This window comes from Pseudomonas sp. CFBP 8758, from assembly GCF_014841725.1.
GTDB classification, from domain to species: Bacteria; Pseudomonadota; Gammaproteobacteria; order Pseudomonadales; family Pseudomonadaceae; genus Aquipseudomonas; species Aquipseudomonas baltica.
Genome location: NZ_JACYUK010000007.1, coordinates 195,418 through 213,841 on the forward strand (window position 1 = coordinate 195,418; position 18,424 = coordinate 213,841).

Sequence of the window (18,424 nt, forward strand, 5' to 3'; positions counted from 1 at the left end):
CTACAGGTGATAACGTCCTGGCACTCAACGCGCCATGACCCAGCCATCCCTGTGTGGACGGCTGGGTTCTTTTTGCAGGCCCTGAAATGAAAAGCACCACCATCCGCCGCTGGTCCTTCATCCACACCTGGACCAGCCTGATCTGCACCCTTTTCCTGCTGATGCTGGCCATCACTGGCCTGCCCCTGGTGTTCCATCACGAGATCGAACACCTGCTGGGCGATGCGCCACAGTTCCGCGAAATGCCTGCCAACACCCCGCAACTGGATCTGCAACAGCTGGTGGAAGCCGCCCAGGCCCATCGTGCGGGTGAGGTGGTGCAGTACTTCGGCTGGGACGAGGACGAGCCCCACGGTGTGCTGGCGATTACCGCTGCCACCGCCGACACCGAGCCCAATTCGTCGCACACCTTCATGCTCGATGCGCGTACCGGCGAAGCCGTGGAAACGCCCTCGGCCAACGGTGGCTTCATGATGGTCATGCTGCGCTTGCATGTGGACATGTATGCCGGCCTGCCCGGCAAGCTGTTGCTGGCATTCATGGGTCTGCTGTTCGTGCTGGCGATCGTTTCCGGAGTGGTGCTGTATGCGCCGTTCATGCGCAAACTCACGTTTGGCACCGTGCGCAATCAGAAATCCACCCGCACCCGCTGGCTCGACCTGCACAACCTGATCGGCGTAGTCACCTTGACCTGGGCGCTGGTAGTGGGCGTGACGGGGGTGATCAGCGCCTGCGCCGACCTGCTGATCGGTGCCTGGCGGGCAGAAACCCTCAGCGCCTTGATCGAACCCTACCGCGACGCGCCACCGCTCAAACAACTGGCGCCCGCCACCCGCCTGTTGGACATCGCCCACGGCGCTGCGCCAGGCATGACACCCGACTTCATCGCCTTCCCCGGGACGCGCTTTTCCAGCGAACACCATTACGCGGTGTTCATGCAAGGCGGTACCCACCTGACCTCGCACCTGCTGACGCCAGTGCTGATCGACGCCACCACGCTGGACGTCACTGCCGTGGTCGAACGGCCTTGGTACATGGACGCCATGGGCCTGTCGCAGCCGCTGCACTTCGGCGATTACGGCGGCATGCCGATGCAGATCCTGTGGGCGGCGCTGGATGTATTGACCATCATCGTGCTGGGCAGTGGCGTGTACCTGTGGTGGGTCCGACGCCGCGCCGCCAAGGCCTCTGGCGCAGAGGCCACTGCGTGACGAAAAGGAAGAAGTCGATGTTCTGGCCGGTGTTCCGCATTCCGCTGTTGGTCGGCGTGCTCGGCGCCACCGGATTGTTCGCTGCCCTGCTGGGGGATGGCGGGTGGGATGCCCTGGCGTGGGTGGGGTTGGGGGTTCCTGCGGTGCTGGGGGTGTGGGGGTTGGTGAGGAAGGGCTGAGCTGGGATGATCGCTCGCTCAACTGCGCGGTGATGTTTTGTTCAGACCATGAATAAAACCGTTCATGGTTTAAACCATGAATATTTCTGTTTTCCACTGATCGCCTAGTTTGTCATTCAACTTCCATAGTTGATTTTCAAGCGTAATCTTTAATTTTCCCGCCATCGGTTGACGCAGGTTCTGAACATGGAACTCCTCGATCAAGTACCCGTCGATCGCTTCGGTACCGACACACGCAAAGTCACCCTGCACCGTAGCGACCTGCTGGGTTTGTATAAAGCTCCGGTCGATTACCTCATGATCTCGAGCCGGCCCGGTGATTACGACCCATCGCAAGGCGGCTGGATAGAACAGTTGCACGGTGCAGGCATCGTGGTCGCAGATCTGGAGCGATCGCCAGCCATCGACTTTCGTCCGCACCTGCCCTGCTGGATCTCTGCCGCGCAGCCGGCCTCGGAGGGTTGGCCATTCAAGAGGCTGTTGGTGTTCGAGCCACAGGATGCCGCCGAAACGGCCGGTCGTGATGTTTGGATGGCCTTTCAGGCGCTACGCCTGTTCACTGGTGCAGACGGTTGCCAACGAGTGGCCGCCACGATACTGAGTGCAGCACCGGGACAGGCTGACCACGATGTGATGCTGCGCATGATGTTCTTCGCCAGCGTCAGCTTGGCAGCTCGAGGGGAGTGGCCGTACATAGCGCTGTGTGTGGATGCGGACTATCAAGACAGTGCCCGGACCCTATTTGCGCAACTCAAGGGCCAGTACCAATCGCCACCTGCCCGCGGCATCGGCAATCCTGCGCCGGGTTCGCAGCCTTTCCGTCAGGCACCATCCCTACAGGATGACCTACTGCGATGGACGCCTGCCGAAGTCGGCCTTACTCAACGTCAGTACCGGCTGGTACAGGCCTACACGGGCAGCCTGTATTGGTACGTCAACCGGGCGCTTCGGGCCGGGTCGGTGACCGACCCGTTATTTGTCGAGTACCAGGCCAGTATCGAAGGTTTGAGTACGGCGCTGGGCCAGTTACGCAACGCCGCAGGGGTGCCGGTAAAACGCTACTTGAATATCTTCGACGGTATCGAAGATATATACGCTACAACCCTGACGGTGGTGGAGGCCGCGTATTCCAGCACAACCAAGAACATCGATTCACCTATCGTCGGCGACTATAACTTGCTGTTCAAGCAGTGGCTGGGCAAGGACGTGAGCGGCATATCCGTGGTACCCACCGAACAGGAAGTGCTGTTTGACTTCGCCATGCGCCATCTCATCAGCGCCATCGAAGAGACGGTGGAGGATGGTCATATTCGGCTGTATCTAACCACGGATGAAGTACTGGCTAATACTGCCCATATTCTCTTCAACCATTTGTGAGGCACGATATGTTCGCACTTCATGCGCCCTCCCCCGCCAGCGTGGATGAACTCCTCAAGGCCTGGCCGGACACTGCTGCCTTGGGAGCCCTGGATTTGCACAGCGACGCTGTGTTCTACGCCATCGGCCGCTTCATCGATGCAATTTACAGTTCCGGGTTCTTCGCGGCCCTGGATTGGCAGCAGGTGTTCACTGCCACCGAGCTGAATGATGCGTCGAAACTGGAGCGTGCGGACGCTGGGGAGCTTCGCGCCTTGCTGCTGGCCAATATACGCCTGGACAGGTTTTGCACGGGGCATCTGCTGCGGCTGCTGGATGAGGGGTATCTTGAGACGGCGTTCGGGCGTCTTGTGGAGCTGCGCAAAACTATGTAGTTCGGCGCACGTGGTGGATCAATGCGGCTCCTGACGCGGCTTGCGCCGTTGCTACGGGATGGCTCGCGAAGGTGACGGCCTCGGCACGTTCGGCATATAGCCTGAAGTGTGTGTTGCAAAGGCCGGCCTCTTCGCGGGCAGAGCCCACTCCCACAGAAGTCTGCCCACTTGATGCTATCAAGGTCTGCGTAATAAACCGCTTTACATTAAATAACCCAACCTTGCGTCCTACTTCAAGACTAATTTTTCTGAAACCTCCCTGTTAGATATCCTACAGCCTTTTAGGATGCAGGACTGTACTCAACAGTTGTACAGAACTCGACCTGATGATATCTCTATGCCCTCGTATCCCTGCCATTGTTCTGCTCCGCCTAAGCTGTGCATCTGACTGTACCGCGCACCTTCCCTTTGATGAGACCCCATCGATATGACGCGTTTCTTGGCGCATGCAATAACGCAAAGACCAGCCCTATTCGGGGCTACCTTGATCACGATATTCATCCTCAAACTTTCGTTGTTCGCGCCTCCACTCTTGCTGGGTTCCATTATTGACAACCTGTCACTCGACAACAGCGCTGAAAACCTGGCGATACCTTATCTGCTCGGTGGTTATGCGTTGGTCATACTGGTGACAGCTGCGGTTGCACCCATCCAGACGTATGTCCTGACTCGACTGGTGCAGCAGACGGTCAAGGATCGATCCATCAGCTGGATGGCGGAGATATTCAGAAAAGAATTCAGCATCTTCAATAATCTGAGAATCGGCCATTTGATCAAAGCGACGGACCGAGGCATTACCGCTCATGAGCAGATACTGAATTTCTTTGTCACCGTTGGGCTGCCCCTGATCATCGAGATCCTTGTCGTCAGCGTTCTGTTTGTGCACTTTGGCGGCGCCCAACTCTTTGCAGCGCTGTTGACGGCGTCATGCATCTATTTATATGTGTGCCACAGAATCATCCAGTGGCGGACTCGACATATCAACGACGTCAACGACAGCGAAGACGAAGTATCTGAACGTCTGTTCAGCACGCTGCGCGCTGCACGGTCGATCAAGCTGGAAGGCGCGGCAGAACAAACGCTATCCCCGCTCAACCTCGCATTCGAGCGCTACGCGCGTTGCGCTACCACCGTCGCCAGTTCTGCCGCGGCGCTGGGGTCCGCGAAAATGCTCTTCATCGGGCTTTCCACGTGTGGACTTATGGTGTGGGGAGTTCGAAACCAGGGGATGACAAACCCGACATTGACCATCGGCGAGTTGGTTGCCCTATGCTCGATTGCGGGTGGATTTCTCACCAACATATCGGGCATTGCCGAAGCCTATCGTTCGGCCCACCAGTTCATGGCTGACAGAGTGCAACTGCAGCAGACCCTCAGCCTTCCGCGATTCGATGGACCGGAGCGATCACTGCAACCTGGGACACCCCTCATCTCCTCCTTGGAGTTGGCAGCATGCGAGGTGTCAGGCCGACATCTGACGCTCGACGCTTCCCTGCGATTCAAGTCCGATGAGAGCGTGGCGATCACGGGCCCCAGTGGTGCAGGCAAGTCAACACTGCTCGAGTTGCTGGCGGGTATGGATGCAGCGTATCGACAATATCTCTCTTTGAATGGTATCTGCGTTCAGCGTATCTGCGGCGCCTCACAGCTGCGCGCGCTGCGCTACTGCCCGCAAAGTCCGGTATTTCTGCCGGGCGATCTGGAATCGGGCGTGATGTATGGCCATGCCGCTGACCCTGAACTGCTGGAGCACGCCCGAAAGTTGTCATTGGACGCACTCCTGACTCAACTAAATCTCAACGATACCGCGTCCAACCTCTCCGGCGGACAGGCCAAGCGGCTTGGCCTGCTTCGCTTGTTGAACAGACCTGGACGCTTCAATCTTTTCGACGAGCCAACCGCTTCACTCGATCAGGAGCTGGCCATGGCAACATGGGACACCTTGATGCATGCATTCAAAGGTAAAGGGTTGATCTGCGTCACTCACGATATCGAAGCATTGCCGCGTTTCGACCGGGTTCTGGTTATTCAGCAGGGCAGAATCGTTGCCGATGGGCCATGGCATCTGTTGAGAAAGAAGGCAGGTCTGCTCGAAGGCATAGCGGAAGTGACACAACGCTGAGCGATAGCCCTGTGTACAAGTTGAGCTGTGAACCTGCATTCCTGGCCAACGCACCCAATGTCGGAGAGCGTGGATCACGATCAAGCTGAGACGACTTGACCCCATCTCACAGCTGATACAGGGTGTTTCCTTATCCAAGGAGAACACCTCATGCCCGCCATGACGCTCTACCACAACCCCGCCTCCCCCTTTGCTCGCAAGGTCATGGTGCTGCTGCATGAGACCGGTCAGTTGGAACGGGTCGCGCTGAAGACGGTGGCGTTGAGCCCTGTCAGTCCGGATGCGTCAGTGAACCAGGACAACCCGGCCGGGAAGATTCCGGCGTTGGTGCTCGAAGACGGCACTACGCTGCATGACAGTCGGGTGATCCTGGAGTATCTGGATCACCAGCATGTGGGCAACCCGCTGATCCCTCGGGAAGGAGCGTCGCGCTGGCGGCGGTTGACGGTGGCGTCATTGGCGGATGCGATGCTCGACGCGGCCGTGCTGATTCGCTACGAGAAGGCCCTGCGGCCGCCTGAGCTGCACTGGCCGTTGTGGCTGGATCATCAGGCGGAAAAGATCGAACGGGGACTGGCGTATCTGGAGGCCACGGCGGTCGCGGAGTTGAGCGCAGCGTTCGATATCGCGGCGATCGGCGTGGCCTGTGCGCTGGGGTATGTTGATTTTCGCATGCCGGAGTCTGGCTGGCGGCAGCGCTATCCGGAATTGGCAGGGTGGTATGCCGAGGTGAGTGAGCGCGAGTCGCTGCGCTCGACTGTGCCGTCGGCCTGACAGGCCGGGGTGCTCACGCGACCTCGCACCAGTCCTGTACCTCGAGTCCCTCGACAAGACGAAACGCCTTGTCACTGGTGACCAGTGTCATCCCGAGCGAAAGGCTATGGGCGGCGATAAGGCCGTCCAATGTGCCCAGACATTGCCCGCGACGCTCGCCTACGGCTCGGCTCGAGCCATAGGCCTGGGCCGCCTGGCTGCCCCAGGGAAGGATATCGACGGTTTTCAAGAACGCATTGACAAGCCCCGCCAATCGCTGCGCCGACGGTCGCTTGGCCAAGCCATAAAGCAACTCTGCCTCGGTGATGGAGGAAATGCACACCGATGCCATGGGCACAGCGCTCAAGTTCTTGATGACCGCTGGATGCCCCTTGAGCAGGTAGCTGACTGTATTGGTGTCCAGCATCAGCTGCTTCATTCAGGGATACCGTCAAGTGGATCACGGTTTTCACCACCCGCCTGGGTGCGATCGTCGGCGTTCAGGAAGTCGTCTGGAACGCCACCTTCCGCGACAAGTGCCAGAAACTCATCCCATGAATCCGGCTTTCTGGACAAAATAACATCGCCGGTCTCGGGATCGCGCCGTATGAAGACTTCATCGGTGTCGAATCGGAAAGCGGCAGGCAAGCGCACGGCTTGGCTTCGACCATTTACGAAGACTTTCGCTGTCTGAGACATGGTGCATTCCCCAGTGCTGGTATACACCACAATATATACCAGCATCCAAGGGGGGGAAAATGAGAGATTTTCCGTTCGCCTCGTAGGCCTCACGATCCTGATTAATGCACGTTGGATACGTGACAGGCGCATTGCCAGCCTGTCACACGCAGAATCAGCAGTCGGGCTTGTCGGCGACGAAGCGGCGGGCAGGGTTTACCGCGGCCTTGAATTCACGCAGGCCTTTGGCGCCGATCAGCAGGGGGTAGTTGAAGCTGCTGCGGTCTACCAGGTTGACCTCGATGGTGCGCTTGACGTCGCCCAGGCACAGCTCCAGGTCGACCACGGGGCGTTGCGAGACTTCGGTACCTTCACCATCGTCGTCTTCTTCGGCGCGGTTCTTGATCTTGCTCATGCGCGAGATCTTGTGCTCGTAAATCTTGTTGTCGGCATCCTTGGTGGCCAGGCGAAAGCGTACCCAGTCGTCGCCGTCGCGGGTGAACGTCTGGATGTCCTTGGCCGACAGCGACGCTGTCAGTGCGCCGGTGTCCATCTTGGCCTTGAGCGTCTGCCCGCCAATTTCGGGCAGTTTGATGTATTCATAGCGACCATACAGGGTCGGCTCTGCTGCCAGCGCGGGCAGGGCCAGTATGGACAACAGGGCGAGTACGTTCTTCACCTGGGATTCCTTCGGGGCAGTGTGCAATGCGCGCAGCATACCGAGATAAAAGTGAAACATTTGTTGACGAAACCCTCGGGCAGAATTGGTTACAGCCGCGCTTGTGCTTATCATTGCCTGCTTCATGAAGCCAGAGTAGCCCTATGCGCCGCCTTCTCACCGGCTGTCTTGCGACCGCCCTTCTGCTGCTCAATACGCTGGTGTTGATCGGCCCCTTGCTGGTGTTCGCCTTGGTCAAGCTGGTGGTGCGTGGTCGCTGGCGCGACCATGCCTCGGCGGCGGTCATGTGGATTGCCGAGACCTGGTCGGAGATCGACAAACTGATCTTCAAGGTCTGCAACCGTACCGAGTGGGATATTCGCGGAGCACGCGACTTGCGCAAGGGCACGTCCTACCTGGTGGTAAGCAATCACCAGTCGTGGATCGACATTGCCGCGTTGATCCAGGCACTCAACGGTCGCGCGCCGTTCTTCAAGTTCTTTCTGAAGAAGGAGCTGATCTGGGTACCGTTCCTGGGGCTGGCCTGGTGGGCGCTGGACTATCCGTTCATGAAGCGCTACAGCAAGGCGTTTCTGGACAAGCACCCACACCTCAAGGGCCAGGACCTGGAAATCACCAAGGCGGCGTGCGAGCTGTACAAGCGTCAGCCGGTGACCATCGTCAATTATCTGGAAGGGACGCGCTTCACCCAGGCCAAGCGCGAGCAGCAGGCCTCCCCTTTCCGCTATCTGCTCAAGCCCAAGGCCGGCGGCGTGGCCTTCGTACTGGCCGCGATGGGGCCGCAACTGGATCGCTTGCTGGACGTCACGGTGGTGTATCCACACGGGCGTATCCCGGGTTTCTGGAACCTGTTGTGCGGGGATGTGCGCAAGGTGATCGTGGATATCAAGTCGCGCAGCATCGATCCGGGCCTGATCGATGGCGATTATGAAAACGATGCGGTATTTCGGCTCAAGGTCCAGAACTGGGTCAACCAGCTATGGACCGAGAAAGACCAATTGATCGGCACGTTGCGCACCGAATCGGGACGTTGATCAGCTGCCGGTGGCGCCCCAGATGCTGCCCAGGCTTTGCAGCAACGGGCCGCCGACACCCTGCTGGCCCAGGTACTGAAGAATGACTGGCGCGAACTGACCGACCATGCCGCTGTTCATGCCCAGCGCGCTGAAGGCGCTGTTCATGTCGCTGGTGGTTTTCACGTCGCCAAGGGCGTTGTTCAGTGCGCTGATGTTTTTCTGGTCGGACTTGCCGAGCAGGCCGCTCAGGCCTCCCAATCCACCCAAGGCGTTGTTGCCCGAAAGCTTGTCGATGCCGGGAACGGATTTGCTCAGTTGCGAATAGTCGGCGGTGCTGAGTTGATTCTTGGCCAGGCCCAGCATGGCGCCGGTGCCGCCGATGGCCTGGGTCGGAGTGATGTTCAGGGTCGAACCCAAGGTGTTCAGCAGGCCTGCGGCTTCCGGGGCTGCGGCAACGGCAGCGTTGTTGCCTTGCTTGCCGTTCTGCAGGGTGGAGGCGGCATTGACCGCGTCGTTCAGGTTGAAGGCGAAGGCGGGACTGGTGGCAACGGCCATCAGGGAAGCCAGGGCCATGGCGCGAGTGATGTTCATTGTGCAGCAACCTCGGGGACAGATAGACGGACCGTCGTCAAACGGCAGTTCGGTCCCATTATGTTCCTCGGGGGTGAAAATTGTGTAATGCCAAAGATGAAGCCACGTAGGAGCGGTCTATGGCCGCGAAGGGCGCGCTGCGGTCGTGCAGATACACCGCGGTGGCCTCTTCGCGGCCGATGGCCGCTCCTACAGGGGAGTTGTATGCTCGTTGCAGGAGCGGGTCTGGTCAGGCGGCGCTGAACAGCTTGTGCGGGTCGATGACGAATTTCTTCGGTACGCCCGCGTCGAATTCGCCGTAGCCGCGCGGGGCGTCGTCCAGCGAGATGACTTCCACGCCGACGATATCGGCGATCTTGATGCGGTCCCACATGATGGCCTGCATAAGCTGCCTGTTGTACTTCATCACTGGCGTCTGGCCGGTATGGAAACTGTGCGACTTGGCCCAACCCAGTCCGAAGCGAATGCTCAGGCTGCCCATCTTCGCCGCCGCGTCCACCGCGCCCGGATCTTCGGTAACGTACAGGCCGGGGATGCCGATCTTGCCCGCCACACGTACCACGCCCATCAATGAGTTGAGCACGGTGGCCGGTGCTTCTGCCTTGGCCCCGCTGTGACCGTGACCGCGTGCTTCGAAGCCTACCGCATCGACTGCGCAATCCACTTCCGGCTCGCCCAGCAAGGCGGCGATCTGCTCGTGCAACGGTGTGTCCTGGGACAGGTCGGCAATCTCGAAGCCCTGGGCCTTGGCATGCGCCAGACGTACCGGGTTGACGTCACCGATGATCACCACTGCCGCACCCAGCAGGCGCGCGGAAGCCGCGGCAGCGAGCCCGACAGGGCCTGCACCGGCCACGTAGACGGTACTGCCAGGGCCAACGCCTGCGGTCACGGCACCGTGATAGCCGGTCGGCAGAATGTCGGAGAGGCACGTCAGGTCGCGGATCTTCTCCATGGCGGCATCGCGGTCCGGCAGCTTCAGGAGGTTGAAGTCCGCATAGGGCACCAGCACGAACTCGGCCTGGCCACCGACCCAGTCGCCCATGTCGACGTAACCATAGGCGCCGCCGGGGCGCGCCGGGTTGACGGTCAGGCAGACGCCGGTGTTCTGCTCCTTGCAGGAACGGCAGCGGCCGCAGGCGACGTTGAACGGTACCGAAACCAGATCGCCGACTTTCAGGTGTTCCACGTCGCGGCCGGCTTCGATGACCTCGCCGGTGATCTCATGGCCCAGCACCAGGCCGACCTGAGCGGTGGTACGGCCACGGACCATGTGCTGGTCGGAGCCGCAGATGTTGGTCGAGACCACGCGCAGGATCACGCCATGCTCGATGCGTTTGCCCCTGGGGTCCTGCAATTTGGGGAAATCGATATTCTGCACTTCGACTTTGCCGGAGCCCAGATACACCACTCCACGATTACCAGACATGCTTTCACCTCGCTGTTTGTTGTTTTTGAGCTTGGGTTTTGCGTGCTGCGGTCATGCGTTTGCTCGTGCGATGCCCCGACGCGGCTCGCGCCGCTGCTACAGGAATGCGCGGTCGTCCGTAGCAGCGGCGCGAGCCGCGTCAATGACGGCGCGGTACATCTGACACATCACATCAGGGCCGAACGCGGCTCGCGCCGCTGCTACAGCACTACCGTGCGGTTGGCGTTAAGAAACACGCGGCGCTCGATGTGGTAGCCGATGGCTCGGGCCAGGGTCAGGCATTCGATGTCGCGGCCCTTGGCGATGAGGTCTTCGGGGTAGTGACTGTGATCGACCACCTCTACACCCTGGGTGATGATCGGACCTTCGTCCAGATCATTGTTGATGTAGTGCGCGGTTGCCCCGACCAGTTTGACGCCTTTGTTGTAGGCCTGATGATAGGGTTTGGCGCCCTTGAAACCAGGCAGCAACGAGTGATGGATGTTGATCGCCCACCCGTCCAGACGCCGACACAGCTCTGGCGACAACACCTGCATGTAGCGGGCGAGGATAACCAGTTCGGCGCCGGCCTGCTCGATCACCTGCAACACCTTGCGCTCCTGGGAGGGTTTGTCCTTGGGGTCGAGCGGAAAATGGTAATAGGGAATGTCGTGCCAGCGCGCCAGCGGCTCGAGGTCCGGGTGGTTGGAGATCACTGCGACCACGTCCATCGGCAACTGGCCGATGCGCTGGCGGTAGAGCAAGTCGTTGAGGCAGTGATCGGCCTTGGAAACCATGATCACCACCTTGGGCCGGTATTGCGGCGCGGTCAACTCGAAGATCATGCCGAAGCTGGCTCCGCGCTCGGCGAGGCCTTCGCGAAAGGCAACTTCATCGAAGCCGTCGGGCTGACGAAACTCGACCCTGATGAAGAAGCGCGACGACAGTCGATCATCGAACGAGTGGTGCTCGGTGACATAGCAGCCCTGCTCGAACAGGTAGCGCGTAACCGCATCCACCGTGCCCAATACGCTGGGGCAATCGGCGGTGAGGATCCAGGTGTCAGGGGCGCGGCTCATGGGTAGTCCTTTGGTGTCGAGGTCGAAACAACTGTAGGAGCGGTCATCGGCCGCGAACGGCGCACGGTGGTATGTCCGATGCACCGCGGCGCCTGGTTAGCGGCCGATGACCGCTCCCACAGGGCTGTGCAATCCCTGCACTGTCAGGCCTGGATGCTCAGCCCATACTCGGCCGAGGCATCCTGCAACCACAGCCACCAGTAATCGGCGAAGCTGCGGCGGATCAACAGCTCCCAGGTGTCCTCTTCGGTGCGGCGGATCACCAGCTGAGACTTGGCGAACACCGTACCCACCGCCTTGCCTACCGGAAAATTGTTCGGGTGCACATCGTAGCTCGTGGACTTCATCAGCACGTCGCGCACGTTCGGCCCGCTGAGCTCGATCAGCGACTGGCCGCCGCTGACGTTGACCACCGCGACATGCAGCCCGGCCAGCGCTTCGCGCAGGCGTTGCTCGGTGGCCAGTTCCTCGCCACCGGGAACGATCAGCAGCCACTCGTCCGGGCCCAGCCACTGCAGCGACGTGTCGCCGCTGCTGACCAGGCTCAAGGCGCCGGGCAATTCCAGGCCGGTTGCCTTGTGCACGGCGCCGGCAAAGATCGGGTCATGGCCGTCGCCGCGCAGGGTCAGGTGACCCAGCAGCTTTTTCTCGCGCAGGGTCACACCGGCGCCCTGGCGACCCTTGCCCACCAGGCTGGCGAGGTCGGCATGGTGGAGCGGGTCTTCGGCCTTGGCGCCCGAAGCGGGGCGTTGCTGGTATACGTTGACTGTGGTCATTTTGCTGCACCTGTCAGTGAATGCTGTTCAAGCCTGTAAGAAGGTGGTGAGCTCCCGTAGGAGCGGTCATCGGCCGCGAAGGGCTTGCTGCGGTAGGCCTGGCACACCGCGGCGTGCCTTTCGCGGCCACTGGCCGCTCCTACGGGCGCCTTGTGCTAGATGTTCTGCCGCTCGCCCTTTGGATCGAAGAACACCGAGGAGACGATTTCGGCTTCGATCACGCTGCCATCGGCCTGCGGCGAGAAAACCCGTTCGCCCATGCGCTTGAGACCGCCCTTGACCACACCCATCGCGAACGAATAACCCAGCGAGTTGCTGGCATAGCTCGACGTTACGTGGCCGACCATGCTCATGGGGATCGCCTGCTTGGGGTCGAACACCAGCTGGGCACCCTCGGGCAACCACTTGTTCGGATCGACCGGCTTGAGGCCGACCAGTTGTTTGCGCTCGTGGCGCACGGTGTCTTCGCGGTTCATGCCGCGCCAGCCGATCCACGAGAAGGGCTTGGTCCGCCCGACACACCAGCCCATGTTCAGGTCGTCGGGGGTCATTGACCCGTCGGTGTCCTGGCCGACGATGATGAAGCCCTTCTCGGCACGCAGCACGTGCATGGTTTCTGTGCCGTAGGGGGTCAGGTTGTACTGCTTGCCGGCCTCGATGATCTTCTCCAGCACGCCCATGGCGTAGTCGGCCTGGACGTTGACCTCGTACGACAGCTCGCCGGTGAAGGAGATGCGGAACACGCGCGCCGGCACACCCCCCACCTGCCCTTCTTTCCAGGTCATGAAGCCGAAAGCGTCCTTGTCCAGGTCGATGTCGGTCACTTCACTGAGCAGCTTGCGGCTGTTGGGGCCGGACAGGGTCAGGGTCGCCCAATGGTCGGTGACCGAAGTGAAGTAGACCTTCAGGTCTGGCCATTCGGTCTGCTGGTAGATTTCCAGCCATTGCAGGACCCGCGCGGCACCGCCGGTGGTGGTGGTCATCAGGAAGTGGTTGTCGGCCAGACAGGCGGTGACGCCGTCGTCGAAGACCATGCCGTCTTCCTTGCACATCAGGCCGTAGCGCGCCTTGCCCACGTCCAGCTTGGTCCAGGCGTTGGTGTAGATGCGGTTGAGGAATTCGCGGGCGTCCGGGCCCTGGATGTCGATCTTGCCCAGGGTCGAGGCGTCCAGCAGACCGACGCTGTCGCGCACTGCCTTGCACTCGCGGGCGACGGCAGCATGGATGTCCTCGCCACGCTTGGGGAAGTACCAGGGGCGCTTCCATTGGCCGACGTCTTCGAACTCGGCACCGTTCTTCACATGCCAGGCATGCAGCGCGGTGAAACGCACCGGCTCGAACAGGTGGCCACAGTGACGCCCGGCCACCGCACCGAAGGTGATCGGCGTGTAGTTGGGGCGGAACATGGTCGTGCCCATTTCCGGAATGGTGACGTTCAGCGAGCGGGCGGCGATAGCCAGGCCGTTGACGTTGCCCAGCTTGCCCTGGTCGGTGCCGAAGCCCAGCGCGGTGTAGCGCTTGACGTGCTCGACCGACTCGAAACCCTCGCGGGTAGCCAGTTCGATGGCGGCCGCAGTGACGTCGTTCTGCAGGTCGACGAATTGCTTCGGCGCGCGCGCCGTGTCCTTGTCGTGGGGCACCTGGAACAGCGCCAGGGTCGGCTCTTCGACGCGGGTCAAGACATTGGGCAAGGTGCCTTCGACGACGCCGAAGCCTGTTTCCGAGGCCGCTCGGGCACCGCCTTCGAAACCGTCGGCCATGGCATCGGCCAAGGCATACACACCGTTCACGCCGCCGACGCACAGGCGTTTCTGCGGTGCTTCGCCCGGCACGAAGCCGAGGATGTCTTCACGCCAGACGGGCTTGCCGCCCAGGTGCGAGGCCAGGTGCACCACCGGGCTGTAACCGCCCGAGCTGCCGACCAGGTCGCAATCGAGCCATTCGCCGGGGCTGACTACCCTGTGCGCCTTGACGTCGATGGCAGCGACGCGGGCAGCGGTGACATGCTTGCTGCCGCGAGCTTCGATCACCGCGCTCGCGGTGAGGATGCGAATACCCTTGGCCCGTGCTTCCTCGACCAGCGCGCCGCGCGGGTTGTGGCGGGCATCGGCCACGGCGACCACCTTGAGGCCGGCGTCGTGCCAGTCCAGGGCTACGCGGTAGGCGTGGTCGTTGTTGGTCGACAGCACCAGTTTCTTGCCCGGTGCCACGCCGTAGCGACGTACATAGGTGGAGATGGCGCCGGCCAGCATGTTGCCCGGCACGTCGTTGTTGCCGTACACCAGTGGCCGCTCGTGGGTACCGGTTGCCAGCACCACGCGCCCGGCGCGAACCCGGTGCATGCGTTGGCGGACCTGGCCCATCGGTGCACGGTCGCCAAGGTGATCGGTGAGGCGCTGGTGAATGGTCAGGAAATTATGGTCGTGGTAGCCGTTGACCGTGGCGCGGGGCAACAGCACCACTTCAGGCATGCCTGCAAGCTCGCTGATCACTGCGGCGACCCATTCGCCGGCAGGCTTGCCATCGAGGCTTTCACGGGTGTCGAGCAGCGAGCCGCCGAACTCTTCCTGCTCGTCGGCCAGGATCACCCGGGCGCCACTGCGCGCGGCGGCCAGGGCAGCGGCCAGGCCGGCAGGGCCGGCGCCGACCACCAGCACGTCGCAGGTGCGGCTCATGTAGTCATAGGAATCCGGGTCCACCTCGGTCGGCGAACGACCCAGGCCGGCAGCCTTGCGGATGTACTTCTCGTAGGTCATCCAGAAGGACTGCGGGTACATGAAGGTCTTGTAGTAGAACCCCGGCGGCATCAGCTTGCCGCCGACCTTGCCGAGGATACCCATCATGTCGGTATTGACGTTCGGCCAGCCGTTGGTGCTGGTGGCAACCAGGCCCTGGTACAGCGCCTGCTGGGTCGCCCGCACGTTGGGGATCTGGGTGGCTTCGGTGGCGCCGATCTGCAGCACCGCGTTGGGCTCCTCGGCACCGGCTGCGACGATGCCGCGCGGACGCGAATACTTGAAGCTGCGGCCGATCACGTCGACGCCATTGGCCAGCAGGGCCGAGGCCAGGGTGTCGCCTTCATAGCCGATGTAGGTCGTGCCATTGAAGGTGAAGGTCAGCTTCTTGCTGCGCTCCAGACGTCCGCCGGTGGAGAGGCGATTGACCTGGCTCATGGCTTGTCTCCCGAGGCGATCTGCGGCGCCTCATCAATGGTCTTTTCGACGAACTGCGGCTGGCTGCCGATGCGATAGGTTTCCAGGATCTCGTAGGTCACCGTGTTGCGGGTCGCATTGAAATACTGGCGGCAACCGGCGGCATGGATCCACAGCTCGTGCTGCAGGCCACGCGGGTTGTTGCGGAAGAACATGTACTCGCCCCATTGCGCGTCGGTGCACGCACCCGGGTCGAGCGGGCGGGCAATGTGCGCCTGGCCCGAGCAGTGGAATTCTTCTTCGCTGCGCAGCTCGCCACAGTGTGGACAGAAGATGTTGAGCATGGTGGTTTCTCCTGTCAGTGGGCGACGGCTGCGGCGCCGTGTTCGTCGATCAACGCGCCGTTGTGGAAGCGCTCGATGGAAAACGGCTTGGCCAGCGGGTGCATCTCGCCCGTGGCCAGGCTGGCCGCGAACACATGGCCCGAGCCCGGCGTGGCCTTGAAGCCACCGGTGCCCCAGCCGCAATTGAAGAACATGTTCGGCACCGGGGTCTTGGAGATGATCGGGCAGGCGTCCGGCGTGGTGTCGACGATGCCGCCCCACTGGCGGTTCATGCGCACCCGCGAGAGCACCGGGAACATCTCGACGATGGCCTGCAGGGTGTGTTCGATGATCGGGTACGAACCGCGCTGGCCGTAGCCGACCCAGCTGTCGATACCGGCACCGATCACCAGGTCGCCCTTGTCCGACTGGCTGATGTAACCATGGACGGCGTTGGACATGATCACGCTGTCGATGATGGGCTTGATCGGCTCGGACACCAGCGCCTGCAGCGGATGGGATTCGACCGGCAGGCGGAAACCGGCCAGCTTGGCCATGTGCCCGGAGTTGCCGGCGGTAACCACACCGACGCGCTTGGCACCGATGAAACCCTTGTTGGTTTCGACACCGATGCACACGCCGTTTTCCTTGCGAAAGCCGGTCACTTCGGTCTGCTGGATCAGGTCCACGCCCAGGGCATCGGCGGCGCGGGCATAGCCCCAGGCCACGGCGTCGTGACGGGCCACGCCGCCACGGCGCTGGACGGTGGCGCCGATGATCGGGTAACGGGTGTTCCTGGTGCAGTCCAGGTAGGGGATCTCTTCGGCCACCTGCTTGTTGTTCAACAGCTCGCCGTCCACGCCGTTGAGGCGGTTGGCGCTGACGCGGCGTTCGGAGTCGCGCATGTCCTGCAGGGTGTGGCACAGGTTGTACACGCCGCGCTGGGAAAACATCACGTTGTAGTTGATGTCCTGGGACAAGCCTTCCCACAGTTTCATGGCATGTTCGTACAGGTGGGCCGACTCATCCCACAGGTAGTTGGAGCGCACGATGGTGGTGTTGCGCGCGGTATTGCCGCCACCCAGCCAGCCCTTCTCGACCACGGCCACATTGGTGATGCCGTGGACCTTGGCCAGGTAATAGGCGGTCGCCAGGCCGTGCCCGCCGCCGCCGACGATGACGACGTCGTAGACCTTCTTGGGGGTCGGTGTGCGCCACATGCGCTGCCAGTTTTCGTGGTGGCTGAGCGAGTGCTTGAAAAGGCCGAAGCCAGAATAACGTTGCATGGTGTTCACTCCACTCTCAGCGGTAGACCGGGAAGTCGCTGCACAGGGCCGTCACGTGACGGGCCACGTTGGCCTCGACGTCGGCATCGCCCAAATTGTCGAGGATGTCGCAGATCCAGCCGGCCAGATCAAGGCACTGGGCCACTTTGAAACCACGGCTGGTGACCGCTGGGGTACCGATGCGCAGGCCCGAGGTCACGAACGGTGACTGCGGGTCATTCGGCACGGCGTTCTTGTTCACGGTGATGTGCGCACGGCCCAGGGCGGCGTCGGCGTCTTTGCCGGTGAGGCCCTGGCGAATCAGGCTGACCAGGAACAGATGGTTGTCGGTACCGCCGGACACCACGTCGAAGCCTCGCTCGATGAACACGCCGGCCATGGCCTGGGCGTTGTCGATGACCTGCTGCTGGTAGGTCTTGAACTCGGGCTCCAGCGCTTCCTTGAAGCACACCGCCTTGGCAGCGATCACATGCATCAGCGGGCCGCCCTGGCCGCCGGGGAATACCGCGGCGTTGAATTTCTTTTCCAGGGCTTCGTTGGCACGGGCCAGGATCAGACCGCCGCGCGGACCGCGCAGGGTCTTGTGGGTGGTGGTGGTGACCACGTCGGCGAACGGGATCGGGTTGGGGTACAGGCCAGCGGCAACCAGCCCGGCAACGTGGGCCATGTCGACGAACAGGTAGGCTCCGACCTTGTCGGCGATTTCACGGAAGCGAGGGAAGTCGAGGGTCTTGGAGTAGGCCGAAAAGCCGGCAATGATCATCTTCGGCTGGTGCTCGACCGCCAGGCGCTCGACTTCGTCGTAGTCGATCAGGCCGGTGTCGGTGTCGATGCCGTACTGCACGGCGTTGTAGAGCTTGCCGGAGAAGCTGACCTTGGCACCGTGGGTCAGGTGACCGCCATGGGCCAGGCTCATGCCCAAGACCGTATCGCCGGCCTGTAACAGTGCCAGGTAGACCGCGGCGTTGGCCTGGGAACCCGAGTGCGGCTGGACGTTGGCATAGTCGGCACCGAACAGTTGCTTGGCGCGATCGATGGCCAGTTGCTCGACCTTGTCCACGTGCTCGCAGCCACCGTAGTAGCGCTTGCCCGGATAGCCTTCGGCGTACTTGTTGGTGAGGCCGCTGCCCTGAGCTTCCATCACGCGCTTGCTGGTGTAGTTTTCCGAGGCGATCAGTTCGATGTGGTCTTCCTGACGCTGGTCCTCGGCGTTCATGGCAGCCAGCAGGACGTCGTCATAACCTTGGATCTGATCTTGTTTGCTGAACATCGCGGTCTCCCCAGCGGCGGCGTGGCGCCTGGCATGTTGGACGAAGGCGACCGGCAACGGCTGCCCCCTTTGATTGCGATGGTAGGGCCGGCGCGATCCGACCAAATGCCTGCGCGCGCCTTGCAGAGGTTCGTTTACGACATGGCGCGA

The 18,424-nt window shown here is 61.6% G+C and carries 18 protein-coding genes; 7 read left to right on the forward strand and 11 right to left on the reverse strand.

Annotation, left to right across the window (positions count from 1 at the left end; genetic code table 11):
* Positions 1-86: 86 nt before the first annotated feature.
* From IFT75_RS16860 to IFT75_RS16885, 6 genes are all read left to right on the forward strand, one after another.
* Positions 87-1,211 carry a PepSY-associated TM helix domain-containing protein gene (locus IFT75_RS16860; RefSeq protein WP_185794953.1) on the forward strand — a complete coding sequence of 375 codons (1,125 nt, stop codon included), beginning with the start codon at positions 87-89 and terminating at the stop codon, positions 1,209-1,211.
* 17 nt (positions 1,212-1,228) lie between these two features.
* Positions 1,229-1,390: a hypothetical protein gene (locus IFT75_RS16865; protein WP_163007696.1), complete on the forward strand. Its 162-nt coding sequence runs from the start codon at positions 1,229-1,231 to the stop codon at positions 1,388-1,390.
* 186 nt (positions 1,391-1,576) lie between these two features.
* Positions 1,577-2,767: an ADP-ribosyltransferase gene (locus IFT75_RS16870; RefSeq protein ID WP_192055809.1), complete on the forward strand. Its 1,191-nt coding sequence runs from the start codon at positions 1,577-1,579 to the stop codon at positions 2,765-2,767.
* An 8-nt stretch (positions 2,768-2,775) separates the two neighbouring features.
* Entirely contained in the window at positions 2,776-3,141 is a 366-nt protein-coding gene (locus tag IFT75_RS16875) for a DUF6508 domain-containing protein (protein WP_192048074.1), read from the forward strand.
* 484 nt (positions 3,142-3,625) lie between these two features.
* Complete coding sequence (locus tag IFT75_RS16880; protein ID WP_192055811.1) at positions 3,626-5,263, forward strand: ATP-binding cassette domain-containing protein; 1,638 nt, start codon at positions 3,626-3,628, stop codon at positions 5,261-5,263.
* A 150-nt stretch (positions 5,264-5,413) separates the two neighbouring features.
* Complete coding sequence (locus tag IFT75_RS16885; protein WP_244652774.1) at positions 5,414-6,037, forward strand: glutathione S-transferase; 624 nt, start codon at positions 5,414-5,416, stop codon at positions 6,035-6,037.
* 13 nt (positions 6,038-6,050) lie between these two features.
* Here the strand turns inward: IFT75_RS16885 and IFT75_RS16890 are convergent, their stop codons facing one another.
* From IFT75_RS16890 to rloA2, 3 genes are all read right to left on the reverse strand, one after another.
* Positions 6,051-6,455 carry a type II toxin-antitoxin system VapC family toxin gene (locus tag IFT75_RS16890; RefSeq protein WP_192055813.1) on the reverse strand — a complete coding sequence of 135 codons (405 nt, stop codon included), beginning with the start codon at positions 6,453-6,455 and terminating at the stop codon, positions 6,051-6,053.
* A complete protein-coding gene (locus IFT75_RS16895; protein ID WP_185794949.1) occupies positions 6,452-6,715 on the reverse strand; it encodes an antitoxin in 264 nt (87 codons plus the stop codon). Before IFT75_RS16895 ends, IFT75_RS16890 begins: the two co-directional genes overlap by 4 nt.
* Before the next feature lie 154 nt (positions 6,716-6,869).
* A complete protein-coding gene (rloA2, locus tag IFT75_RS16900) occupies positions 6,870-7,373 on the reverse strand; it encodes a retropepsin-like aspartic peptidase RloA2 (protein WP_192055815.1) in 504 nt (167 codons plus the stop codon).
* 143 nt (positions 7,374-7,516) lie between these two features.
* Here rloA2 and IFT75_RS16905 point away from each other — a divergent pair, with 143 nt between their 5' ends.
* On the forward strand, positions 7,517-8,407 hold the full coding sequence (locus IFT75_RS16905; protein ID WP_192055817.1) for an acyltransferase: 891 nt from the start codon (positions 7,517-7,519) through the stop codon (positions 8,405-8,407).
* On the opposite strand, the gene IFT75_RS16910 is transcribed toward IFT75_RS16905, so the two are convergent.
* The 8 genes from IFT75_RS16910 to glyA form a co-directional block, all read right to left on the reverse strand.
* Complete coding sequence (locus tag IFT75_RS16910) at positions 8,408-8,980, reverse strand: DUF2780 domain-containing protein (protein WP_122480429.1); 573 nt, start codon at positions 8,978-8,980, stop codon at positions 8,408-8,410.
* Positions 8,981-9,209: 229 nt separating this feature from the next.
* Positions 9,210-10,409 (reverse strand): formaldehyde dehydrogenase, glutathione-independent, encoded by a 1,200-nt coding sequence (gene fdhA / locus IFT75_RS16915; protein ID WP_122796568.1) that lies wholly within the window; start codon positions 10,407-10,409, stop codon positions 9,210-9,212.
* A gap of 200 nt (positions 10,410-10,609) precedes the next feature.
* Positions 10,610-11,467, reverse strand: a complete 858-nt coding sequence (gene purU / locus IFT75_RS16920; RefSeq protein ID WP_185794946.1) for a formyltetrahydrofolate deformylase — start codon at positions 11,465-11,467, stop codon at positions 10,610-10,612.
* Between the two features lie 143 nt (positions 11,468-11,610).
* A complete protein-coding gene (locus IFT75_RS16925) occupies positions 11,611-12,243 on the reverse strand; it encodes a sarcosine oxidase subunit gamma (RefSeq protein ID WP_185794945.1) in 633 nt (210 codons plus the stop codon).
* Between the two features lie 155 nt (positions 12,244-12,398).
* Positions 12,399-15,416, reverse strand: coding sequence for a sarcosine oxidase subunit alpha (locus tag IFT75_RS16930; RefSeq protein ID WP_122480433.1), 3,018 nt, complete (start codon positions 15,414-15,416; stop codon positions 12,399-12,401).
* Positions 15,413-15,739 carry a sarcosine oxidase subunit delta gene (locus IFT75_RS16935; protein ID WP_122480434.1) on the reverse strand — a complete coding sequence of 109 codons (327 nt, stop codon included), beginning with the start codon at positions 15,737-15,739 and terminating at the stop codon, positions 15,413-15,415. Before IFT75_RS16935 ends, IFT75_RS16930 begins: the two co-directional genes overlap by 4 nt.
* Before the next feature lie 14 nt (positions 15,740-15,753).
* On the reverse strand, positions 15,754-17,004 hold the full coding sequence (locus tag IFT75_RS16940) for a sarcosine oxidase subunit beta family protein (RefSeq protein ID WP_192055818.1): 1,251 nt from the start codon (positions 17,002-17,004) through the stop codon (positions 15,754-15,756).
* A 16-nt stretch (positions 17,005-17,020) separates the two neighbouring features.
* Positions 17,021-18,274: a serine hydroxymethyltransferase gene (gene glyA, locus IFT75_RS16945; RefSeq protein ID WP_122480436.1), complete on the reverse strand. Its 1,254-nt coding sequence runs from the start codon at positions 18,272-18,274 to the stop codon at positions 17,021-17,023.
* Positions 18,275-18,424 lie beyond the last annotated feature (150 nt).